Consider the following 23,205-nt stretch of genomic DNA (forward strand, 5'->3'; position numbering starts at 1 on the left):
TCGACGCGAATTTTCTTTATAATATGCCGCCTTTTAGGGTGTAAACGCCCTAGGTTCCACTGTCGTTCAACCAACGGAAATAAGCCTATGTTGATCCTGCGTGGTGCGCCTGCACTGTCCGAATTCAGAATTCAAAAGTTACTCGATCTTTGTGCCCAGCAAAATTTACCGGTAAGCGGAATTTATGCTGAATATATGCATTTTGCTGATCTTGCTGCACCGTTAAGTGCAGAGCAACAGGACACATTAGATAAATTATTGAGTTACGGCCCCACGGTCACCAGTCATCAACCGACCGGTCAGTTGTTACTCGTGACGCCGCGGCCGGGTACCATTTCGCCATGGTCATCAAAAGCGACCGATATTGCCCATAACTGTAACTTACCGCAGGTTAAACGCCTGGAGCGCGGTGTGGCGTATTATCTCCTAGCTGAGGCCTTAACTGCAACGCAGTTAACGCAGGTCCAAGCCTTATTGCATGATCGGATGATGGAAACCGTGTTTACTGAGCTTCAGCACGCAGAGGCATTGTTTGCTAAAGCTGCGCCAGCGGAGATGAGCTCAGTTGATATTTTAGCCGGTGGTCGCGAAGCGTTAGTGCTAGCCAATCAGCAAATGGGTTTAGCGCTGGCGGAAGATGAAATTGACTATCTGGTCACTAACTTTCAGCAATTAGGCCGCAATCCGAACGACATTGAGCTGTATATGTTTGCTCAGGCTAACTCAGAGCATTGCCGGCACAAAATTTTTAACGCTGATTGGACTATCGACGGCGTAGCACAGCCTAAATCGCTGTTTAAAATGATTAAGAACACTTTCGAGCATTCGCCAGATTTCGTGTTATCGGCATACAAAGATAACGCGGCAGTGATGGTCGGTTCAGAAGCGGGGCGCTTCTTCCCGCAAGCGGGTAGTAATGAATACCAGTATCACCATGAACCGATCCATATTTTGATGAAAGTTGAAACGCATAACCACCCAACGGCAATCTCTCCTTACCCCGGCGCGGCAACCGGCTCGGGTGGCGAAATTCGTGATGAAGGTGCTACCGGTGTCGGCTCAAAACCCAAAGCGGGCTTAGTGGGTTTCTCGGTATCTAACTTGCGTATCCCTGGCTTTGAACAGCCTTGGGAAACCGATTTTGGTAAGCCAGACCGTATTGTTAGTGCACTCGATATTATGCTGGAAGGGCCACTGGGTGGCGCAGCCTTTAATAACGAATTTGGTCGCCCAGCGATCAACGGTTATTTCCGTACTTATGAAGAGCAAGTACACAGCCATAACGGTTTAGAAGTACGTGGTTATCACAAGCCGATAATGATTGCCGGTGGTTTAGGTAATATCCGTGAAGATCATGTACAAAAAGGCGATTTAGCACCTGGTTCTAAACTGGTGGTGCTAGGTGGCCCGGCCATGAACATTGGTTTAGGCGGCAGTGCGGCTTCATCAATGACCTCAGGACAATCGAACGAAGATTTAGATTTTGCTTCCGTACAGCGCGAAAACCCAGAAATTGAACGTCGTTGCCAAGAGGTGATCGACCGCTGCTGGCAGTTAGGCGCCGATAACCCTATTTGCTTTATCCACGATGTGGGTGCCGGTGGTTTATCCAATGCTTTCCCTGAATTAGTGAGCGATGGTGGTGTGGGCGGTAAGTTTGAGCTACGTAACGTACCGAACGACGAGCTGAGCATGTCGCCATTACAAATTTGGTGTAATGAGTCGCAAGAGCGCTATGTGATGGCCATTCCGGCTGACAAACTCGCGGTGTTTGAAGAGATTTGTAAGCGCGAGCGCGCACCTTATGCAGTCGTCGGTGAAGCCACTGCAGATAAACACTTAACCTTAAGCGATAAGTATTTTGGTAATACGCCAATCGACTTGCCGTTAAATGTGTTACTGGGTAAAGCACCGAAAATGCACCGTGACGTGCAAAGCTTACAAGCCGTTGGCAAACCGCTCGATCGCAGTGCCATTACCATTGCCGATGCAGCCGAGCGTTTACTGCGTTTACCTACCATTGCCGAGAAAACCTTTTTAGTGACCATTGGCGATCGCACGGTAACCGGCTTGGTAGCGCGTGATCAGATGGTTGGCCCATGGCAAGTGCCGGTGGCTAACTGCGCAGTTACCGCAGCAAGCTATGATACTTATCACGGTGAAGCGATGGCGATGGGTGAGCGTACGCCAGTGGCACTGCTTGATTTTGCCGCCTCTGCCCGTTTAGCGGTAGCGGAAGCCATTACCAATATCGCAGCCACTGATATTGGCGATTTAAACCGGATTAAATTATCAGCAAACTGGATGGCCGCGGCCGGTCACCCAGGTGAAGATGCCGGTTTATACGCCGCAGTTAAGGCGGTAGGCGAAGAGTTATGCCCAGCATTAAACGTGACCATCCCAGTCGGTAAAGACTCGATGTCGATGAAAACGCGCTGGCAGCAAGACGGTGAAGAAAAAGCCGTCACTGCGCCATTGTCGTTGGTCATTACCGCTTTTGCTCGCGTTGAAGATATTCGTAAAACCGTTACGCCACAGCTTCGCACTGATTTGGGTGACAGCAGCTTGTTGTTAGTCGATTTGGGCCAAGGGGCCAACCGTTTAGGTGGTTCTTGTTTAGCGCAAGTGTATAAGCAATTAGGCGATACCGCGGCGGATTTAGATAGCCCAGAGTTATTGCTGAATTTCTTCCAGGCGATGCAGCAATTAACCCGTGAGCAAAAACTGCTGGCCTATCATGACCGTTCAGACGGCGGTTTATTGGTTACGCTGGCGGAAATGGCCTTTGCCGGTAAAGCCGGTCTGCAAGCAGATATTAGCGGCTTAGGCGCTGATGCGCTTGCTGCACTATACAGCGAAGAGCTCGGTGCGGTGATTCAGGTAAAAACCGCGGATTTAGCTTATGTACAGCAAGTGTTAGCAAAGCATAACTTAGCGCCGTTAAGCCACTTATTAGGTGCAGTCAGTGCCAGCGATGAGTTTGTGATCACGCAGCAAGGTAAAACGGTCTTTAGCGATAGCCGCAGTCGCTTACGCCGCATTTGGGCGGAAACCACCTATCAGATGCAAGCGCTGCGCGATAACCCAGCTGGTGCTGAGCAAGAAATGGCGGCGAAAGCCGACCAACAGGATCCGGGCTTAAATGTAAAATTAAGCTTTGATGCTAACGTTGATGTTGCCGCGCCTTTTATTTTAAAAGGTGCTGCACCGAAGATCGCTATTCTGCGTGAGCAGGGCGTGAACTCGCAACAAGAAATGGCCGCGGCGTTTAACCGTGCCGGCTTTAATGCGGTTGACGTGCACATGAGTGATATTTTAGCTGGTCGCGTGAAGTTAGCTGACTTTAACGGTTTAGCTGCCTGTGGCGGTTTCTCGTACGGTGACGTATTAGGCGCCGGTGAAGGTTGGGCCAAGTCGATTTTGTTTAATGCGCAAGCACGGGAACAGTTCCAAGCCTTCTTCGAACGGCAATCAACGTTTGCTTTGGGTGTCTGTAATGGTTGTCAGATGATGTCGAATCTGAAGAGCTTGATCCCCGGTGCTGAGCACTGGCCGCACTTTGTCCGTAATAAGTCTGAGCGGTTTGAAGCACGTTTTAGCTTAGTGGAAGTGCAGCAAAGCCCGTCGTTGTTCTTTAGCGGTATGGCCGGTTCACGTATGCCAATTGCGGTATCGCACGGTGAAGGCCATGCGGAATTTGCCAGCGCTGCGGCCTTTGCTGCGGCCAATCAAAGTGGCAATGTGGCGATGCGTTTTGTCGATAACTACGGTCAGGTAACAGAGCAGTATCCGGCAAACCCGAACGGTTCGCCTGCCGGTATTACAGCCCTGACCACCACCGATGGTCGCGTGAGTATTATGATGCCGCACCCTGAGCGAGTATTCCGTACCGTGGCGAACTCGTGGCATCCTGATGACTGGCAAGAAGATAGCCCATGGATGCGTATGTTCCGTAATGCGCGAGTGTGGTTAGGTTAACCTTTCGCTAAATGGAAAAAACGCCAGCAAAACGTGCTGGCGTTTTTGTTTCAAGTGATGACATTTTACGATATGTGCACCCGGCGTTGCTAACTCCGTGCGACGTTATAAGCCTTAGACCCACCCAATGTAGCTTTATCTTTAGCTTCCCGGCAAAAGACGCCTCCAGCCAAAGTGTGCTCAGTACTGGCCTAAATGTTAGGTGTCGCTGCTGTTTTGCTAGTTACATCATCCCTTTTAAAAAAGCCACCACACTGCGGCCGAGGGCGCTAAGTGCATAGCCGCCCTCTAGCATGGCGACAATGCGGCCTTCGCAATGCTTATCCGCCAGTTGTTTTAACTCGGTGCCGATCCACTGGTAATCGTCTTCGCGCAACATAAAGTGCGCCATTTCATCTTCGGCATGACCATCGAAACCCGCAGACACTAAAATGAGCTGTGGCGCGAACGCATCAATAGCCGGTATCCAATGCTCAGAGACTTGATCGCGCCATTGCTGGCTACGACAGCCACCGGCAAAAGGTAAATTGATGATGTGCTCATTCTCGGTATCCGCCCCGGTATATGGATAAAGCGGATGTTCAAAAGAGGAGCAAAACAGTACCCGTGGTTCGTGCTGGAAAATATCTTCGGTGCCATTACCGTGGTGGACATCAAAATCGACAATGGCTATGCGGGATAAACCATAGTGATTGAGTGCATGTTCAGCGGCAACCGCAATATTGTTAATTAAACAAAAGCCCATGGCTTGCTCACGGGTGGCATGATGGCCGGGTGGACGTACGGCACAAAATGCTTGTTCATTATTGCCCGCCATAACACGGTCGACCGCATTGATACCACTTCCTGCGGCATGCATGGCGGCTTCAAGGCTTTTCGGGCTCATCACGGTGTCAGGATCTAACCAAATATGCCCCTCGGTCGGCGCTTTGGCAAAGAGTTCATCCACATAATGTTTACCATGGGCTAAATACAAACTTTCACGACTGGCTGGGGTGGCATCAAACTGCATAACCACATATTCCATTCCCGAGCGGATGATTTGATCATTAATGGCCGACAGCCGTTCACCACACTCGGGGTGTTCGACGCCGTTGTCATGGTAATAGCAACTTGGATGACTAAAAATGGTAATAGCCATCAGTTTTCTCCTTTACCTAGGATGGTTAATTTTAAATAGACTTCTGTGGGGTCGTCACTTTTTAAACGCACAAAACCGGCATTTTCAAACACTTTTAGCATGGGTTTATTTTCAGAACGAACAAAAGCCTGCATGGAGTTAAGGCCTCGGCTGGTTGCAATATTGATCATCTCGGCCAATAAGCGTTTAGCCATACCGCGGCCTTGTAATACTTCGCGAGTCACGAAGGCCACTTCGCAGCTATTTTCATTTGGGATCAAGTAATAACGTCCCACCGCTTGGATCTCCACCACCGAGCCTTTTTGTTTCACAATACACAGAGCCAAGTCTTTTGATTGATCAACGCTCACTAAGGTACAGGATTTTTCTCTGCTCATTTGTGTTGGCACAGAGTTGTAGCGCATTTGCAGCGTTTCTTTGGTGTGTGAATAAAAGAACTCTTGCAAACGCCGTTCATCAGACGGGTTTAGCGGCCGAATATCAAATTTTTCGCCATTAAAGGTTAACTCTTTAAAGCCGACTGGGCCAAGCTCAGGCACATCAACCGGTGTTTGTAATTGATAATGCGGGACCCAATAATTTTTGCGAACTTCGGCTAATAACTGATTCCGAAACTTTGGGTGTGCCACTCGAATTAACTCAAGCGCGCGCTCACGAATACTTTTACCGCGCAGTGAAGCAACGCCAAACTCGGTGACCACATAATGCACATGCGCACGGGTGGTAACTACGCCGGCGCCTTCTTTGATATGTGGCACTATGCGCGAAATGGTGCCGTTTTTCGCGGTAGAGGGCAGGGCAATAATTGGTTTACCGCCTTGGCTCATGGAAGCACCGCGGCTAAAATCGACCTGCCCACCGACGCCACTGTAAAACATATGGCCAATCGAATCAGAAACAATCTGACCGGTCAGATCCACTTCAATCGCGCTGTTAATCGATACCATGCGATCGTTGCGGGCAATATTAATCGGTGAGTTAACATATTCGCTGGGATAAAAACCGATATGAGGGTTTTTATCGACAAAGTCGTATAACCTTTTTGTGCCCATACAAAAGCTGGTGACGCTTTTGCCCGGGTGAAAGGTTTTACGCCGATTATTAATCACGCCTTTTTTAATCAAATCTAAAGCGCCATCAGTTAATAACTCGGTATGTAAGCCTAAATCTTTGTGATTGCTTAAATAACGTGTGACCGCCGCGCAAATTTTGCCGACACCAATTTGAATGGTGGCGCCATCTTCGACCAGTAGTGATACATATTGGCCGATCCGCTCGGTGCGCGCATCTAATTCGGGTGGTTCGATTTCCGGTAAGGCTTGTTCGGCATAGAAGAACGCATCAATGTCATCTTTATGAATAAAGGATTGGCCATAGGTTGTTGGCATCGCTGGGTTAACTTGCGCGATGACTATTTTGGCGGCTTTCGCTGCCGCCGAAATGACATCGACTGCCACCCCTAACGAGTGATAACCGTGCTCATCAGCAGGGCTGACCATAATTAATGCCGCATCTAAAGGTAAAATACCGTCCGTGAACAACGCCGGGATGTCTGTCATAAAGCAGGGGGTATAATCGGCACGCCCTTCTGCGACCGCTTGGCGAATAGTATGACCGCCGATAAATAGGGTATTTACTTTGAACAGATGCTGAAATTCGGGAGAGGCCCAACGGTTGTCAGAGAAGGTCACCAATTGCACAATTTCAATATCGTGCAGACTTTTGGCATTAGCAATTAAGTCATCAATTAATAACGTGGGGACAGCAGCATGCGAGCCAATAAAAATACGGCTGCCAGATTTTAATAACTGTTGCCAATTCAATGAAATGGTTTTTTGCGCCATGTGAACTCCGCAGCGAAAATGCTAGACCTTACTGTAGTCTAGATTGTGCAGCGGGAACAGACCCAACTTTGGTCGGATGCAGCTGGCTGCAGCCTTTGGTAAACCTGCTGGCAAGCGCCAGCAGGAGAGATTTAGCGCTTGAAAGTATTATAAGGTCCAGCGTAAGCCAATCATCGCAACAAAGGGATCAATATTGACATCCACTTGTTGAATGGTATTACCTTGTACTCGAACTTGCGCATCGGTATCGATGTCCATTTTACTGATCATCAGATGCAGCCCTAAGTTTTCGGAGAACTTGACATTAACGCCGGCTTGCGCCGCTAAACCCCAAGAGTTTTTCAGTTTGATGGTTACCGCATCACCACTGTTCGCTGCACCTAAAGCCACCAAGGTTGACACTAATTGTTGATCGGCTTCGGTATTAAAAAAGTTAGTGTAATTTACCCCTAAACCAACAAAGGGTTGAATGTGATCGCTACCTATATCAAAGTGATATTGCGCTAATAGCGTCGGGGGTAAATGTTTGGTTTTACCAATGTTTAGACCGTCTAAGGCGCCATCACCGCTGATTTTATGTGTAAAAGGCGTAGCCGCAATCAGTTGCACTGCCCAATTGCTTTCAAAGGTATAATCGAACGTTAAGCCAAGTTGGGTATTGTTGTTAACTTTAACGCCGGTAGAGCCTGCAGGTAAACCGGCAACGCTTTCCACAACATCAAGATGGCTGCTGCTATCTTTTGGCTGCACGCTAATTGCACCCAGATTGACAGAAAAATCAGCTAAGGCGGTGCCACTAAACAGGGTTAAACTTAAGGCTGCTGCGGTAAAGATTGCTTTCATGGTGTTCTCCAGATAATTAACTGGCGCCATTGTGCGCTGTTCGTCTGCAGATACTTTGGGCTGGATCAAAAAAGCCTGTCGGTAGACAGGCTTTTTGGTTGGCAGTTTGTTTTAAATCAATAAAAAGGCCGCCGCTAGTTAAGTTGTTGTTGACGAGATGAATTGGCCTCCACTCGGGCAGACTGATTAGTATCTGGGCGCTGCCGGATCCGTTGTTCTTGCACGGGCCGTGCGCGTTGTTCTTGCGCTGGACGTGTTACAGGTTGAACACGCTGCTCTGGCGCATTGCGATTAACCGATTGCATACGTTGTTCTTGCACTGGACGTGTCACCGGTTGTACGCGTTGCTCAGGTGCATTGCGATTAACGGATTGCATACGTTGTTCTTGCACTGGACGCGTCACCGGTTGTACGCGTTGCTCTGGCGCATTGCGATTAACCGATTGCATACGTTGCTCTTGCGCTTGACGCGTCACCGGTTGAACGCGTTGCTCTGGCGCATTGCGATTAACCGATGGCATACGTTGTTCTTGCACTTGGCGTGTTATCGGCTGTACCCGTTGTTCTGGCGCGTTGCGGCTTAAGACACTTTTAATGCGTTGTTCCTGTTCAGCGCGGTTAACGGGCGGGATGCGTTGCTCAGGTGCATTTCGGCTCATCGATTGCGGCTGTTGTACGGTAGATGTGGCACGCTCAATCGGTTGGATCCGCTGTTCGCTTTGGCGATTAAAGGGTTGTATGCGTTCAGAGCCGACTCTGTCTTGCTGGCCTTTGTCCTGAGAGGTCACAGGCGCAGGGATCGGTTGGGTCCGTTGCTCATTCTCTGCCCACTTCTCAGCAATCCGGCCAGTGTTGCGTTCTCGCTCATTCGGTCGGGTTGTCGACGCATTGCTGCGCTGCGCTTGTCGAGCCGCTTCTTGTTCACGTCTTACATTACTTTGACGTAAACGACTGTCGGCAGGGATAAAGCTTCCGCTGTTGCGTTCAGGCTGTACATTCGGACGATTCGAATGCTTACGCTCGTCACGCCAGTGGTTATTGCGGTGTACGATCTGGGGTTGACGATAATACACACCCCGGCGATGGTATTGATCATGTTGCCAGCGGGGGGCTTGGTGGAAATGCTGGCGCTTAGGGTAATAGCGTGGCGGTTGATAATAGTAATTATGTTGCACTACGACATGGCGATGCTGCCAATCGAAGATGCTGAAATAAAATGATGGCCGGATCCGAAAACCCGAGCCCCAGTAAAAGCTCACTTGATTACGGTATGCAGCAGGGCCATGCCAATAGACCGGTGGATGGGTAGGCCACCACCAGTTACCATAGACAACGCGGGTGTCGTAGTAGGGCACATAAATCACTTCGCGCCGCGCCGGTTCAATCACAATCACCTCACGCTGACGTTCTACGATGACATGTTCACTATTACGCAGTGAACCTTGCGCATAGGCGCGTTCACGTAAACGTTGGATACTGGCTAATAAGGCTGCTTCGTCGGTTAAAAAGGCTTCACCAAGTTGCTGTGTCCACTGCAGATCTTCATTTAAGCGGTTTAGCAATTGAGGAAAGGCCGTTAACGCTTGAACGCTAGGATCCCAATCTTGTAAGCTCGCCGCTTCAACCGCCATTTCTGCCGTAAGGTTGGGGTTTTGTTCTAACCAACGTGCCGCTTGCACCACTTCTAATGGATAGGTGGCGGCGATCAGCACATGCGTCAGTACACTGTCGGGATACAGGGCCACTGGGGCCAGCATTTGATCAAATTCTGCATCACTGATTTGTACAGTGGCATTGTTACTTTGCGTTTGCGAAGCACAGCCGGTGCTCACTAATAGCAGGGTGAGCAATAACACCGATTGCAAAGCTCGATAGACTTGCATAATTCCTCCTCAGTGCTGCGTTTGGCAACTGGCCCACAACACTCTTTGGTGTAGCATACACTCAGGTTATAAAGGAGGATGGCTGAATCTTGGCTGAACTTTACACAATCTTGGCACTAGTCTAGATAGCGAGCGCGTTTAGTTGCTGTTACTAAGGATAAATCGACTAACACTAAGCCATCAACACAATTGGCAAACTCAGGATCAACGCCAAAAGCTAAAAACGTTGTGCCACCCGGGGTGCAAAGCTCACTGTATTGCTTATAAAGCGTAGGTACACTGACTTTCATATTCGCTAGTAAATGTTTTAATTGGCTAAAGTCTGCAGCATAGTCGTTACCTGTAAAATGTTGGGCTAATTGCTGCACCGTTGGCGCCGCTAATGGGTAAGGGCGTTTTGCTTCAGCGCTTGGCATAGCCGACCCAAAATACAAACCATAGAAATACACTAATAAATCTCTGGCCGGTACGGGATAGCTATTTGACAAACTCACGCCGCCAAATAAATAACGCACCTGCGGATTTTGTTTTAAATAGGCACCAATGCCATACCATAAATATTCTAGGCTGCGCTTACCCCAATAGCGTGGTTGCACAAAACTTCGACCTAACTCTAAACCCTGAGCTAAGTAAGGCTGCATGGACGGAGAAAACTGAAATAAGGTTTGGGTATATAAGCCTGTTGGCCCTTGTTCTGCTAATACCTTGTTAGTATCAGCCAAGCGGTAAGCGCCTACAATTTCTAAATCTTCGTTATCCCATAACAGTAAATGAGCATAGTGGCTGTCAAAGCGATCAATATCTCGGCGTTGCCCGGTGCCTTCCCCGACGGCTCGAAAAGCTAGCTCTCTTAAGCGTCCTATTTCCCGCATGATGGGCGAGCTTTGTTGATGTTGATATAAGTAAATTAATTTCCCATCACGGGTTTCACCCAACCGTTGGCACTGACTCATTGCTTTTTTTAATACCGCTCTTGGTTCAGGCCGCGCTATTGCGGTTTGCGTGATGAAAAGTGAGGGGCGATCGGTAGCAAGCCGGTATAGCTGCTTTTTGAACAGTTTTACTTTTACTGGGACCGGCAATGATAACTGGCTAAAGCTGTTACAGGGGATTTGTTCGCCAATACGAACCGCCATGGTTCTCCCTTTTTGTTTAAACATCTCTCTTACCAGTAACATGCTGGCTAGGGGTTTGTATAAAGCTGAGGCAGCATAAAAAACCCATGAATTTCGTGCGGTCAGATGCAGTGGGACTATTGGTGCATTAGCCTGGCTGGCTAAGCGTAAAAAGCCACTGTGCCATTTACCATCGCGAACACCTTGCGGGCGTAAGCGTGATACTTCGCCAGCGGGGAATATTATCAAGGCCCCAGCTGCGGCTAGATGCTGTTGAATCGCCTCAAGCTTGTGCCGTTCTGTACCTCCGTTAAGGTTATTAACGGGCAACAATAAGTTTTGCATTGGCGCTAAGCTCATCAGCAGTTGATTGGCCATGATTTTCAGATCTGGGCGCAACCCACTGACCAGTTTTAACAGGGCTAAACCGTCTAACGATCCTATTGGGTGATTAGCAATCAGCAACACTGGGCCGGTCGAAGGGATATGATCTAGCTCATCATCACGCACGCTATAGCTAAACTGAAAGTATTCTAATACTTGCTCAACAAACTCCATGCCTTGTAAATGTGGATAGCGAGCGGCAAAAGCTTGGAATTCCTGCTCGTGCAATAAATAGCTGAGGAGCATTTTGCCGGGGCGATACCACCAGGGCTTTGGCTGATTGGACATGAAGTGCTGTTCTAATAGTTGCTCTACGTTAAGCATGGTTTATTCCCAAGGCAAGATAGACTGGCGATCTAGACGAATCCTTGTAGACTACTCATCGCAGATGACAAATAAGTGGCAGTTTTGTGGCAGTTTTGACACAGTAAACACATGAAATGCTGTAGCTGTTTTCGCAGTGAATGGGGATATTTAAGCGCTATCTTAGCGACCCATTTAACAGTGCTATGCTAAGATAAAACATTAATAACAAGTAGCATTATAGGGGTTGTTTTGAGTATTGCGCTGATTATTCCCGATAGAAAACTAGATGATTTACAGCAACGTTTGCAGCAAGCCTTACCCACAACGCCAATTGAAATTTGGCCCGATATCGCACAGCCAGAACACGTGACGTTTGCCGTGGTATGGAAGCAACCCGCAGGCTCGGTGGCCAGCTTGCCGAATCTTAAAGCTTTACAAAGTTTTGGTGCCGGTGTTGATGGGATCCTCAGTGATGCCAGCTTACCGCGTTTACCTTTGGCTCGGATTGTCGATCCGGCGTTAACCGAGGCCATGCTCAGTTATCTGGCGGGCATTGAAGCGTATTACCGTTTAAGGCTCGATCTGTTTCAGCAACAACAGCAACAAGCCTTGTGGCGACCGAAAAGTCCGCGGCGTTTAAGCACATTGTGTGTACTTGGCTTAGGTGAACTGGGTACGGCCACGGCATTGCATTTTAAAGCTCAAGGTTATCAAGTGAACGGTTGGTCGCGCCGCCCACAACAATTAGCTGGTGTTCATTGTTTTGCGGGTACCGAGCAATTGGCTGCTGCCGTCGGCTCAGCGGATTTGCTGATCTGTTTATTGCCTTTAACTGCACAAACTGAAAACCTGTTAAATGCTGACTTTTTTGCCATGATCAAGCCTGGTGCCATTCTGATTAATGTGGCGCGAGGCGCCATCGTCGATGAGCAGGCGCTGCTCGCCGCGTTAGACAGTGGGCAACTAGCGGCCGCCTGTTTAGATGTGTTCCGTCAAGAACCCCTTGTAGCGGAGCATGCGTTTTGGCGGCATCCTGCCATTATGATTACACCGCATATTTCTGCGGTGACTAAAGTGGAGACCGTGGTGGCGCAAATTGCGGAAAACTACCAACGCAGTTGTCAGGGGCAACCGTTAGTCAATGAAGTCGATTTACAACAAGGCTATTAACCCTATTGATAATAATGACTTGAATAGTAGTATTATCTTTATTAGACTGATTCTGCTAAAGAGATTTTGCAGTACTTAGTAAAAATAGAGAATAAGAAAAAGTAATTTGAGGTTTATTATGAGTAAAGCGTCCAATCGTGGTTTTGGCTTTACCACACTCGCTATTGCCGTGGTCCTTATGGCGTTGACAGCGTTTTTTACCAAAGCTGAAGCATTCAGTTGGTTGATCTAAAAAAAACAGGGCTGGTTATCCAGCCCTGTTTTTTTATACCTGATGATCTTATCAATTCGACGCGTCGCTATTTAGTATGCCGTTCACGGTTCTCGCGCTTTTGCTCCGCATTTTTTTGCAATAACACATAGGTAGCACTGTAACCCCCATGCTGGCGCTGCGCGGTATGAGCGGCTAATACGGGGGTAAAACTGGGTAACCACTTAAAAACATAGCTGCGCAAAATAGCAGGGTGTGGCTTACTGTTTCGGCCCATACCATGCTGGATCAATAAAGTTCTGACGCCACGTTTATGGCAGTCGGTAATAAATTGCAGTAACTGACTACGGGCTTCTTGCAAGCTTTTACCAAGCAGGTTAAGCGTAGCATCTAATTGATACTTGCCTAAGCGCAGATTGCGATACACACCTTGTTGTACGCCATCTTTACAATAGGCAAATACGTCGTCGGGCTTAACTAAATCAACGTATTCCATGCTCAAATAGTGCGGATCGTACTCCATCTCTTGTTCAGCGGCTTTGCGTCTGGCCTGCTGCGCTAAGGTAGGACTGAATTCGCCATTTTGTTGAAGTACCGCATCTTGCGGTAGGGGTTTAACATCGGCCATTTCGCTCAGAAACAGCTCAAATTCGTCTTGTGACATGCCTGACTCCGATGCTTACTGCTAAGGGCCGAGTATAGCCTGTCAGGCTGCTGGAAAAAAGCCGCTTATTTTGTTTGCGCTTGTAACTCAATATTCGCCAGATCATTGGCAGTTGCTTCGGCGGCTTGGGCTTTTTTACGGGCAGCAGCAAAACGCAGCAGGTAATAAGCATTGATCAATAAAACTAATAAGTTGGAAATCACCCCTTGCGGAATGGCGATGTGGCTGTAATACACAAACAATAAGCTGCAACCGATTAATGTAGCTAATCGAAGCCAGAACACATCTTTAATAAAAAAAGCGCCGATACAAATTGTTAGGCCAATCCAGCTGATAATGTCGTAGAACAGGTTTTCCATGTTAATGCTCCGGCATAGTGTGCGCAATGGCGCGCATTATGAGCAGAGTCGAGCGATTACTCAACTAAGATAAATTACATTTTTCAGATTAGTTTATGTAATGGATTTTTTGCTGGGTTTGCCAAAGGCGATAACGCGAGTACAAAAGGAACAGCGCCGCAGCGAGCGGCGCTGATGTCACGAATTACTGACGTAAATTAACCTGACTATTGGCAATTTCACGCGTCATAATTAACCATGCTTCGAGGTTTTGCCGCAATGCAGTGGGATCAATTTTATCCAGTGTATCATTTGGGGTATGGTGATAATCAAAGTAATCCGTTCCATCCTGCATCAGGCTAGCAACGGGTACGCCTTGTGCTTTTAACATCGACACATCTGGCCCCCCTGACGCGGTGTTCGGCCCCATAGCGATACCCAGCGGTGCTAACTTTTTCTGCAGTTCACTGGCAAAGGCTAATGCTTGTTCACCCATACCGGTGTCAAAGCGCCAAATACGACCCGCGCCAAAGTCTGATTCTGAAGCAAACACATGGGTGTGTAATTGCTGATGGTGTTTAGCGGCATAAGCGCGGGCGCCAATTAAACCGCCTTCCTCATTACCAAATAACACCACGCGAATGGTACGCTCAGGTTTCTCTTGCTTTAATAAAGCGGCTGTTGCCATCACGATACCCACACCGGCGCCATCATCTAATGCGCCAGTACCTTCATCCCAAGAATCTAAGTGTGCACTGATTAGCACGATTTCATCGGGGCGTTTGCTACCCTTGATCTCGGCAATCACATTGTGGCTGGTCACAGTACCTGGGAGATTATTACTCATTTGCATGTTTAGCGTGAGCTCTGGGTTAATCGTCAGCATCTTGCTCAATTGCTGCGCATCGGGTACGGAAATGGCTGCCGCAGGAATACGTTCAATGCCTTCTTCGTAACGCATTTGACCGGTGTGGGCAAAACGGTTATTGCTGCTACCGACTGAGCGGATCACTAAGGCTTTTGCACCAAGTTTTGCCGCTTCAACTGCACCCGTGGCGCGTGCCCCCACGACTTGGCCATAAAAACCACCGCGAATATCTTTCTCTAAAGCATGATTAATAAAAACAATACGATCTTTCACTTTAGAGGCGTCCGCTTTTTTAAGCTCTTCTAAGGTATTAAACATGACAACTTGGCTGTTGATGCCATCAAACGGAGTACCGACTGAACCACCTAAAGCGGTGACCACTAAAGATTGATGAAAAGGAGCTGCCACTTTTAAGCTAGCTTGCCCACGCTCCCAGTACAGCATATCAAAGGGTTCGCGCCAGACTTTATCAAAACCCAGTTCGGTAAATTTTTGCTCTGCCCACAGCACCGAGCGCATATCGGCTTCACTGCCGGCTAAGCGCGGGCCCACTTCCACCGTTAACGATTCAACTAATTTGTAAGCTAAATCTTTATCAATAGTTACATTTTGGGCATGCACATTTAGGCTAAAAGCTGCTAGTATTGTTGTTATCCACACTTTCATGGTTTGTTCCCGCTGTTTGGTTTTGACTGATGTGGAAACGTTATCATGTTTTACGGATGAAACCTATGTAACTCGCTGGACGTCAGTTTTTGCTCGACCAGCCGAAAAATGGAGACGCTGCAAGGATGCAAGCATTTATTCAAACCTGCTATAACCCCACTCCTGTAACCCAACAGTTAACGGCGCTTGTTGTTGATGATACGGTGGCTGTGCGTGCTTACCTTAAAAGTATCTTGCAGCAACTTGGTGTAACTAAGGTGCTAGAGGCAGCCGACGGCGCCAAAGGCGAAGCCTTGTTTATGCAGCATCAACCACAATTAGTTTTTTTGGATATTCAGCTACCAGACATAAACGGTAAGGTATTGTTGCAACGTTTCAGGTGTGTTGACCAGCAATCACATATATTTATGATCTCGGCTTATTCCAGTGTCGATAACTTGAAAGCAGCTGTAGCAGGCGGAGCAAAAGCTTTTGTAGTGAAACCTTTTACTGCAGAAAGAATCTCAAGTCTGGTTCAACCCTTATTGTCGTGTAGTGTCTGATCTGGACTAGCATTATTTTGTCGTAATGAGATCAGGCTAGTATTAGTTTAATGAGCGGTGCAAAACATGAATTTAGAAGATATGCTGAAAAATTCAGCGGAAGCAGTGAAGTTACTGAAAGCGGTGTCGAATGAGCGCCGTTTAATTATTTTATGCCATTTGTTGCAAGGCGAGCTGTCGGTAGGTGAATTAAACAGCAAGTTGGATTTAAGCCAATCTGCACTTTCACAGCATCTCGCGTTATTGCGCAAAAATAAATTGGTGAAAACGCGTAAAGAATCGCAAACGGTGTTTTATCGGATCTCTAGCGATGAAGTAACCGAGGTTATTGCACTATTACACAAACTGTATTGCGCTGAGTAATTTGTCGCGCTGTGCACTGATTGTCGGCGGCTTTGTGTGGCCGAAATGAACTTACAAAAAAACCAGCCGAAGCTGGTTTTTTTGTTTTACATCGCCAATTAGGCTGCTTTTAACGCTTTTACATGGGCGTTTAAGCGAGACTTATGACGAGCTGCTTTGTTCTTATGGATCAGACCTTTGGCTGCCATACGATCAATAACAGGGACCATCTTGTTGAACGCTTCCTGAGAAGCTACTGCGTCAGCAGTTAATACTGCTGCGTAGGTTTTCTTGATGAAAGTACGCATCATAGAACGTTGACTGGCGTTTTGCTGACGACGTTTTTCTGATTGTATTGCGCGCTTCTTAGCAGACTTGATGTTAGCCAAGGTAACACTCCTAAAAACTTAAAACCGGACTCTTTAAAGGCCGCATAATATGCCTATTTACTGGCCCATTGTCAAATGCTTTAAACGAAAAGGCCCGTAATTAAATTGCAGTGAGCACTGGTAATTGATCTCAGTAACAGGTGAAAATAGCGCCGCAGCAAATAAAGGAGTCTCCTGTGTCAGGAAAATTACTAAAGTCAGGGCTGATTGTCAGCTTTATGACGTTGATTTCAAGAGTGTTAGGCCTGGTGCGGGATGTGGTGGTTGCCAATTTTGTTGGTGCGGGTGCTGCTGCTGACGTGTTTTTCTTTGCTAACCGTATTCCGAATTTTTTACGTCGACTCTTTGCCGAGGGCGCTTTTTCTCAAGCCTTTGTGCCGGTGTTAAGTGAAGTTAAAGCTAAACATGGTGATGATGCGGTTCGAGAATTAGTGGCCAAGGTGGCGGGAACGCTGGGTGTTATTGTCACTCTAGTGACGCTGGTGGGGGTGGTCGGCTCGCCGCTGATTGCTTTGCTGTTTGGTATGGGCTGGTTTATCGAATGGCTGAATGACGGGCCTGACGCGCACAAGTTTGAAATGGCCAGTGTGATGTTAAAAATTACCTTTCCTTACCTTTGGTTTATTTCTTTAGTCGCGTTATCGGGCGCGGTGCTAAATACCTATAACCGTTTTGCGGTAGCGGCCTTTACGCCCGTTTTCTTAAATATTGCGATTATAGGCTCGGCGCTGTATCTGGCCCCTGAGTTGGATGAACCCGCCATGGCATTGGCTTGGGGCGTGTTTATTGGCGGTATTGTACAGTTATTATTTCAATTACCGTTTTTAGCTAAAGCCGGTTTGCTGGTGCTGCCAAGATGGCATTGGCAAGATGAAAACGTGACAAAGATCCGTACTTTGATGCTACCAGCGCTGTTTGGTGTTTCTGTAAGCCAAATCAATCTGCTGCTCGATACCGTGATTGCCTCGTTTTTACTAACCGGGGCCGTAAGCTGGTTATATTACTCGGATCGGTTAATTGAATTTCCACTGGGCTTATTCGGAATTGCCATTGCCACGGTGATCCTGCCGAACTTATCGCGGCATCATGCCACGGCAGATACTGCGCGCTTTGCTCACACGCTGGATTGGTCAGTGCGCTTTGTGGCAATGTTTGGTTTACCGGCGATGCTGGCGTTAATGGTGCTGGCACAACCGATTATCACGGTGCTGTTTATGCGCGGTGAATTTACCCAGCAAGATGTGTTAATGGTGTCTTACAGCTTATTGGCCTATTGCTGTGGCTTGTTAAGTTATATGCTGATCAAGGTGTTAGCACCTGGCTATTATGCGCGGCAAGACATTAAAACGCCGGTGCGAATTGGCATTATCGCTATGGTGGCCAATATGGTGTTCAATCTGATGTTGGCCCCCTTTTTAAGTTATGTAGGCTTGGCTTTAGCTACGGCGATGTCGGCAAGTTTAAATGCATTTTTATTGTATCGAGGTTTAAAGCTCGCTGGGGTATATCAATTAAGCCGTTTTAGTATTGTGATGCTAGCTAAATTTGTTTTGGCCAGTGTATTGATGGCCTCAGCGCTCTATGTCGTTAGCCCAAGCTTAAGTGTCTGGGTGGCGCTGCCTTTAACGTCGCAAATTGTGCAATTATCCAGTTTGTGTCTGTTGGCTGTAATAGCGTACTTTGCCTTGCTGTTCCTGTTTGGGGTGCGTTTGGCTGATTTTAAAGCAAAAACTGTTGCTGAAAGCCAACGGTGATCGGGTTATAATCGTCAGTTGACAAGCAACCGCAGGCATAATGTAAGGCAGGCATGGAGTTAATTCGCGGCATCCACAACATATTACCGCAGCATAAAGGCTGTGTGTTAACCATCGGCAATTTTGACGGTGTGCACTTGGGGCACCAAGCCGTGTTAGCTCAAGTTAAACAACTGGCACAGTCGAAGCAGTTGCCGTCTTGCGTAATGGTGTTTGAACCCCAACCTCTGGAATTATTCGCGGGCAGTGATGCGCCGGCTCGGATCTCTCGCTTTCGTGAAAAGTATTTAGCGTTGGCGGAATTAGGCATCGACCGATTACTCTGCGTTGGCTTTAATCGTGCTTTTGCGGCACAAGCTCCAGAACAGTTTATTGAAGATTTACTGCTTGCTAAGTTAGGCGTACAGCATTTGATAGTGGGTGATGACTTTCATTTTGGCCAAGCCCGTAGCGGTAATTACGCATTATTAGAACGTGCCGCCTCAAAGTATGGTTTTGGTTTAAACAGCACCTCAAGTTTAAAACTGGAGCAGCAACGGGTCAGCAGTACGTTGATCCGCAGTGCCTTACAAGCCGACCAACTGCATTTAGCTGAAACGATGCTAGGGCGGCCTTTTGCTTTAACTGGGCGAGTAAGACATGGTCGTAAGTTAGGCCGAAACCTTGGCTTTCCCACTGCGAATGTCTGGTTGTACCGTAAAAAATTACCGGTATCAGGCGTTTATGCCATCACTGCCCGCACCTGTTTTGGGGTGTTTCAAGGGGTGGCTAATATTGGTAATCGGCCAACCGTACAGGGTGTGCGTGAACAACTAGAAGCACATTTATTTGATTTTAATCAAGATTTATATGGTAGTCAGATTGAAGTGGTGCTGCGGCACAAACTTCGAGCCGAACAGCGGTTCGACAATCTGGATGCATTGAAACAGCAAATCGCCGTCGATGAAGCGGCAGCGAAACAGTATTTTAGTCAGCAGCCTGCGCTACTGAACTCACTAACTTAACGGAATTTAAACGGATGAGCGATTACAAGCATACCCTGAATTTACCAGAAACGGCTTTTGCTATGCGCGGCAATCTGGCACAACGTGAGCCACAAATGTTGGCAAAATGGACCGAAGCCGATTTATATGGTCAGATCCGTGAGGCCAAAAAGGGTAAAAAAACCTTCATTCTGCACGATGGCCCCCCTTATGCGAACGGTAATATTCACATCGGCCATGCTGTTAATAAGATCCTTAAAGACATTATTGTTAAAGCAAAAACGTTATCTGACTTTGATGCACCCTATGTGCCGGGTTGGGATTGTCATGGTTTACCGATTGAATTGGTGGTGGAGAAAAAATACGGCAAGCCCGGACAAAAATTAACGCCTGCCGAATTTCGTGAGAAGTGTCGTGAATATGCGTTAACGCAGATTGATGCGCAGCGCACTGACTTTATCCGCTTGGGCGTATTGGGGGATTGGTATAAGCCATATCGCACCATGGACTTTCAAACCGAAGCCAATATTATCCGCAGCTTAGGTAAAATTATTGAAAACGGCCATTTGTTGCAAGGGTTCAAACCCGTGCATTGGTGTACCGATTGTGGCTCGGCCTTAGCCGAAGCGGAAGTGGAATACCAAGACAAGATTTCACCAGCCATTGATGTGCGCTTTAAGGTCGTGGATGAAACAGTCGTCGATCGCTTTGATCATCCCGAAGCGCATCGGGGGCATGGCCCGTTGGCCGTGGTGATCTGGACCACCACACCTTGGACCATTCCAGCCAACCGCGCCGTGGCGCTTAATGCCGAGCTGAGCTATTCACTGGTGCAGGTTGAGCAAGGACCACAAGGTGCTGAGCGCTTGATTATCGCCACTGATCTGGTGAAAGAGGTGATGGCGCGCGCTAATATTGAACATTATCACGCCTTGGGGTTCTGCCAAGGCAAGCAGCTAGACTTAGTCAAGTTGCAGCATCCGTTATACGATTTCCAAGTGCCGGTGGTACTGGGTGAACATGTTACGACTGAATCGGGCACAGGATGTGTGCACACGGCACCAGGGCACGGCCAAGAAGACTTTGTTGTCGGTCAAAAATACCATTTAGAAGTGGCGAACCCCGTCGGTGCCAATGGCGTTTATCTGCCGGATACACCGATGTTTGCTGGCCAGCACGTTTTTAAAGCCAATGACACTATCGTTGAAGCATTAAAGGCGGCTGGCGCTTTGTTATTGCACAAAGCATATAAGCACAGTTATCCCCATTGCTGGCGTCATAAAACACCCATTATCTTTCGCGCTACGCCGCAATGGTTTATTAGCATGGAGCAGCAAGGGCTGCGCCAACAGTCATTAGCCGAAATTGCCAAAACCCGCTGGATCCCAGATTGGGGTCAACAACGTATTGAAAACATGGTAGCAGGCCGGCCCGATTGGTGTATTTCACGGCAGCGTACCTGGGGTGTACCTATTGCGTTGTTTGTGGATAAAGATACCGGCGCCTTACATCCAAAAACCGCCAGTTTAATTGAACTGGTGGCGAAACAAGTTGAGTTGGGCGGCATTCAAGCCTGGTTTGATCTGGATGCTTCACAGTTGCTTGGCGATGACAGTGAGCGTTACACCAAAGTGACTGACACGCTCGATGTTTGGTTTGACTCGGGGATTACCCATGCTGCGGTGGTGGATGCGCGCCCAGAGTTTCATCAGCCTGAGCAGATTGATTTGTATTTAGAAGGCTCAGATCAGCATCGCGGTTGGTTTATGTCATCCTTAATGACGGGCGTAAGCATGAAACAGCGCGCACCGTATAAACAGGTATTAACCCATGGTTTTACCGTTGATGGTGAAGGCCGCAAGATGTCAAAGTCGTTAGGTAATGTGGTATCACCGCAAGATGTGATGAACAAACTGGGTGCAGACATTTTACGCTTGTGGGTAGCAACGACGGATTACACCTCAGAGATGACGGTTTCTGATGAGATCCTTAATCGTGCGGCCGATAAATATCGCCGCATTCGAAATACTGCGCGTTTCTTGTTAGCAAACCTAAACGGTTTTAACCCAGAAACTGATGCTCTGCCATTTAACCAATTGGTCGAGTTAGATTTGTGGGTGGTTAATCGTGCTGCGCAGTTACAGCAAGAGATCATCGATGCCTACGACAACTATCAGTTCCATCAGGTTAGTCAAAAGTTGATGAATTTCTGTACTGTTGAACTGGGTAGTTTCTACCTAGACGTGATTAAAGATCGTCAGTATACCGCTCACAAAGACAGCCAAGCGCGTCGTAGCTGCCAAACTGCGCTTTATCATATTGTGCAGGCAATGGTGCGCTGGATGGCACCTATCATGAGCTTTACGGCACAAGAAATCTGGGAAGCTTTACCGGGTCAACAACACGCGTTTGTGTTCACGGATGTGTGGTACAGCGGTTTCACCGAGTTACCCGCAGGGCGTTTCAGTAATGCTTATTGGCAGCAACTGCTGCAGGTGCGGGACGAGGTGAACAAAGTGTTAGAAGCGGCACGTCGGGAAGAGCGGATTGGTGCCTCTTTGCAAGCCGAAGTCACCTTGTTTGCCGAGCCCAGTTTAGCAGCAGCCTTACAGCAGTTAGGTGACGAATTACGCTTTGTACTGATCACTTCTACGGCAACCGTTAGTGCACAAGCGCCGAGCGCTGACGCGATTGCTACGGCAATTCCGGGGCTAAGTGTATTGGTCACAGCGTCTAGCGCGGCGAAGTGTGAGCGTTGTTGGCATCACCGACATGATGTGGGTATTGATCCGGCGCAGCCGGGGATCTGTGGTCGCTGTGTTGATAACGTCAGTGGCCAAGGTGAAACACGGGAATTTGCCTAATGCGTTTATTTCAAGAAACTGCATGGCGTTGGTGGTGGTTAATTGCGCTGCTGATCCTATTGGATCAGCTGACTAAGCAGTTAGTGCACCAACAAATGGCCCTATTTGATTCAATTGAGTTGTTGCCTTTTTTTAACCTTACCTATGTACGAAATTATGGTGCAGCATTCTCCTTTTTAAGTGATGCGGGAGGATGGCAGCGCTGGTTCTTCACCGGTATTGCTATCGGGATCAGTGTGGTCATTGCCGTTTGGATGAGCCGATTAAAACGCCATGAAATCAAACTAAGTTTGGCATTAAGTTTGGTGTTGGCCGGCGCCATAGGTAATTTAATTGATCGTAGCATTTATGGTTATGTGATTGATTTCTTTCATTTGTATTATCAGGATTGGCATTACCCCGCATTTAATATTGCCGACTCAGTGATCTGTATTGGCGCTGCACTGTTAATTTGGGATAGTTTTAGCAGTGATTCTGGAGCAAAAAAATGAGTATGATTACCTCAAGCAGCACCGTGGTGTTTCATTTTGATATCAAATTGACCGACGGCTCTGCCGCTGAAAGCACCCGAGTGCACAATAAACCGGCTAAAACCCAACTGGGTGATGGCAGTTTATCTCCGGCGTTTGAAGCACAATTATTAGGCTTACAGGCCGGTGATAAAAAAACCTTTACCCTAGCGCCAGAAGACGCTTATGGTACGCCAAACCCTGATAATATTTATTATGTTGACCGTAGTAAGTTTTCGGCAGACGCTCCAGCCAAGGTTGGCTCTATTATTGGTTTCGCCATGCCAGATGGCTCTGAGTTACCGGGGCTTGTGCGTGAAGTGGTGGGCGACTCGGTGACGATTGATTTTAATCATCCACTGGCTGGCCAAACCCTAACTTTTAATATCGAAATTGTACAAGTGAGCTGAA

18 protein-coding genes are annotated in these 23,205 nt (G+C 47.8%); 9 read left to right on the forward strand and 9 right to left on the reverse strand.

The window, feature by feature from the left end; translation table 11 throughout:
- Positions 1–87 precede the first annotated feature (87 nt).
- Positions 88–3,978 carry a phosphoribosylformylglycinamidine synthase gene (purL, locus tag LMJ53_RS12900; protein ID WP_229586709.1) on the forward strand — a complete coding sequence of 1,297 codons (3,891 nt, stop codon included), beginning with the start codon at positions 88–90 and terminating at the stop codon, positions 3,976–3,978.
- Positions 3,979–4,201: 223 nt separating this feature from the next.
- On the opposite strand, the gene LMJ53_RS12905 is transcribed toward purL, so the two are convergent.
- From LMJ53_RS12905 to LMJ53_RS12925, 5 genes are all read right to left on the reverse strand, one after another.
- Positions 4,202–5,119 carry a histone deacetylase family protein gene (locus LMJ53_RS12905; protein WP_229586711.1) on the reverse strand — a complete coding sequence of 306 codons (918 nt, stop codon included), beginning with the start codon at positions 5,117–5,119 and terminating at the stop codon, positions 4,202–4,204.
- Positions 5,119–6,963, reverse strand: coding sequence for a bifunctional acetyl-CoA hydrolase/transferase family protein/GNAT family N-acetyltransferase (locus tag LMJ53_RS12910; protein ID WP_229586713.1), 1,845 nt, complete (start codon positions 6,961–6,963; stop codon positions 5,119–5,121). Before LMJ53_RS12910 ends, LMJ53_RS12905 begins: the two co-directional genes overlap by 1 nt.
- A gap of 147 nt (positions 6,964–7,110) precedes the next feature.
- Positions 7,111–7,806 (reverse strand): OmpW/AlkL family protein, encoded by a 696-nt coding sequence (locus LMJ53_RS12915; RefSeq protein ID WP_229586715.1) that lies wholly within the window; start codon positions 7,804–7,806, stop codon positions 7,111–7,113.
- Between the two features lie 134 nt (positions 7,807–7,940).
- Positions 7,941–9,689, reverse strand: coding sequence for a DUF3300 domain-containing protein (locus LMJ53_RS12920; protein ID WP_229586717.1), 1,749 nt, complete (start codon positions 9,687–9,689; stop codon positions 7,941–7,943).
- 116 nt (positions 9,690–9,805) lie between these two features.
- Positions 9,806–11,512: a lysophospholipid acyltransferase family protein gene (locus LMJ53_RS12925; protein WP_229586734.1), complete on the reverse strand. Its 1,707-nt coding sequence runs from the start codon at positions 11,510–11,512 to the stop codon at positions 9,806–9,808.
- A gap of 231 nt (positions 11,513–11,743) precedes the next feature.
- On the opposite strand from LMJ53_RS12925, the gene LMJ53_RS12930 reads away from it, so the two are divergent.
- Positions 11,744–12,664, forward strand: coding sequence for a 2-hydroxyacid dehydrogenase (locus LMJ53_RS12930; protein WP_229586737.1), 921 nt, complete (start codon positions 11,744–11,746; stop codon positions 12,662–12,664).
- 299 nt (positions 12,665–12,963) lie between these two features.
- Here the strand turns inward: LMJ53_RS12930 and smrA are convergent, their stop codons facing one another.
- From smrA to LMJ53_RS12945, 3 genes are all read right to left on the reverse strand, one after another.
- Entirely contained in the window at positions 12,964–13,539 is a 576-nt protein-coding gene (gene smrA, locus LMJ53_RS12935) for a DNA endonuclease SmrA (RefSeq protein WP_229586745.1), read from the reverse strand.
- 65 nt (positions 13,540–13,604) lie between these two features.
- Complete coding sequence (locus tag LMJ53_RS12940) at positions 13,605–13,898, reverse strand: hypothetical protein (RefSeq protein ID WP_229586747.1); 294 nt, start codon at positions 13,896–13,898, stop codon at positions 13,605–13,607.
- 184 nt (positions 13,899–14,082) lie between these two features.
- Complete coding sequence (locus tag LMJ53_RS12945; protein ID WP_229586749.1) at positions 14,083–15,411, reverse strand: M20/M25/M40 family metallo-hydrolase; 1,329 nt, start codon at positions 15,409–15,411, stop codon at positions 14,083–14,085.
- A gap of 125 nt (positions 15,412–15,536) precedes the next feature.
- Here LMJ53_RS12945 and LMJ53_RS12950 point away from each other — a divergent pair, with 125 nt between their 5' ends.
- Positions 15,537–15,953, forward strand: a complete 417-nt coding sequence (locus LMJ53_RS12950; protein ID WP_229586757.1) for a response regulator — start codon at positions 15,537–15,539, stop codon at positions 15,951–15,953.
- A 66-nt stretch (positions 15,954–16,019) separates the two neighbouring features.
- A complete protein-coding gene (locus LMJ53_RS12955; RefSeq protein WP_226751138.1) occupies positions 16,020–16,316 on the forward strand; it encodes an ArsR/SmtB family transcription factor in 297 nt (98 codons plus the stop codon).
- Positions 16,317–16,414: 98 nt separating this feature from the next.
- Here LMJ53_RS12955 and rpsT read toward each other — a convergent pair whose 3' ends face one another.
- Positions 16,415–16,684, reverse strand: a complete 270-nt coding sequence (gene rpsT, locus LMJ53_RS12960) for a 30S ribosomal protein S20 (RefSeq protein WP_226751139.1) — start codon at positions 16,682–16,684, stop codon at positions 16,415–16,417.
- Between the two features lie 176 nt (positions 16,685–16,860).
- On the opposite strand from rpsT, the gene murJ reads away from it, so the two are divergent.
- Genes murJ through fkpB form a run of 5 tightly spaced genes read left to right on the forward strand, consistent with a single transcriptional unit; the run spans position 16,861 to position 23,204 of the window.
- Complete coding sequence (gene murJ / locus LMJ53_RS12965) at positions 16,861–18,438, forward strand: murein biosynthesis integral membrane protein MurJ (protein WP_229586773.1); 1,578 nt, start codon at positions 16,861–16,863, stop codon at positions 18,436–18,438.
- A gap of 53 nt (positions 18,439–18,491) precedes the next feature.
- A complete protein-coding gene (gene ribF, locus LMJ53_RS12970; RefSeq protein ID WP_229586775.1) occupies positions 18,492–19,442 on the forward strand; it encodes a bifunctional riboflavin kinase/FAD synthetase in 951 nt (316 codons plus the stop codon).
- Positions 19,443–19,456: 14 nt separating this feature from the next.
- Positions 19,457–22,285, forward strand: a complete 2,829-nt coding sequence (ileS, locus tag LMJ53_RS12975; protein ID WP_229586784.1) for an isoleucine--tRNA ligase — start codon at positions 19,457–19,459, stop codon at positions 22,283–22,285.
- A complete protein-coding gene (lspA, locus tag LMJ53_RS12980) occupies positions 22,285–22,776 on the forward strand; it encodes a signal peptidase II (protein WP_229586792.1) in 492 nt (163 codons plus the stop codon). The genes ileS and lspA overlap by 1 nt, the downstream gene beginning before the upstream one ends.
- Positions 22,773–23,204: an FKBP-type peptidyl-prolyl cis-trans isomerase gene (gene fkpB, locus LMJ53_RS12985; RefSeq protein ID WP_229586807.1), complete on the forward strand. Its 432-nt coding sequence runs from the start codon at positions 22,773–22,775 to the stop codon at positions 23,202–23,204. The genes lspA and fkpB overlap by 4 nt, the downstream gene beginning before the upstream one ends.
- Position 23,205 lies beyond the last annotated feature (1 nt).

The organism is Rheinheimera sp. UJ51 (assembly GCF_020819615.1).
Lineage (GTDB): Bacteria > Pseudomonadota > Gammaproteobacteria > Enterobacterales > Alteromonadaceae > Alishewanella > Alishewanella maricola.

Bases quoted from the DNA above. Each gene is read 5' to 3' on its own strand.
- ribF (WP_229586775.1), top strand. From the start codon at position 18,492: ATGGAGTTAATTCGCGGCATCCACAACATATTACCGCAGCATAAAGGC.
- LMJ53_RS12910 (WP_229586713.1), bottom strand. From the start codon at position 6,963: ATGGCGCAAAAAACCATTTCATTGAATTGGCAACAGTTATTAAAATCT.
- purL (WP_229586709.1), top strand. From the start codon at position 88: ATGTTGATCCTGCGTGGTGCGCCTGCACTGTCCGAATTCAGAATTCAA.
- LMJ53_RS12950 (WP_229586757.1), top strand. From the start codon at position 15,537: ATGCAAGCATTTATTCAAACCTGCTATAACCCCACTCCTGTAACCCAA.
- LMJ53_RS12945 (WP_229586749.1), bottom strand. From the start codon at position 15,411: ATGAAAGTGTGGATAACAACAATACTAGCAGCTTTTAGCCTAAATGTG.
- LMJ53_RS12925 (WP_229586734.1), bottom strand. From the start codon at position 11,512: ATGCTTAACGTAGAGCAACTATTAGAACAGCACTTCATGTCCAATCAG.
- LMJ53_RS12920 (WP_229586717.1), bottom strand. From the start codon at position 9,689: ATGCAAGTCTATCGAGCTTTGCAATCGGTGTTATTGCTCACCCTGCTA.
- LMJ53_RS12915 (WP_229586715.1), bottom strand. From the start codon at position 7,806: ATGAAAGCAATCTTTACCGCAGCAGCCTTAAGTTTAACCCTGTTTAGT.
- LMJ53_RS12905 (WP_229586711.1), bottom strand. From the start codon at position 5,119: ATGGCTATTACCATTTTTAGTCATCCAAGTTGCTATTACCATGACAAC.
- fkpB (WP_229586807.1), top strand. From the start codon at position 22,773: ATGAGTATGATTACCTCAAGCAGCACCGTGGTGTTTCATTTTGATATC.
- LMJ53_RS12940 (WP_229586747.1), bottom strand. From the start codon at position 13,898: ATGGAAAACCTGTTCTACGACATTATCAGCTGGATTGGCCTAACAATT.
- ileS (WP_229586784.1), top strand. From the start codon at position 19,457: ATGAGCGATTACAAGCATACCCTGAATTTACCAGAAACGGCTTTTGCT.
- lspA (WP_229586792.1), top strand. From the start codon at position 22,285: ATGCGTTTATTTCAAGAAACTGCATGGCGTTGGTGGTGGTTAATTGCG.
- smrA (WP_229586745.1), bottom strand. From the start codon at position 13,539: ATGTCACAAGACGAATTTGAGCTGTTTCTGAGCGAAATGGCCGATGTT.
- LMJ53_RS12955 (WP_226751138.1), top strand. From the start codon at position 16,020: ATGAATTTAGAAGATATGCTGAAAAATTCAGCGGAAGCAGTGAAGTTA.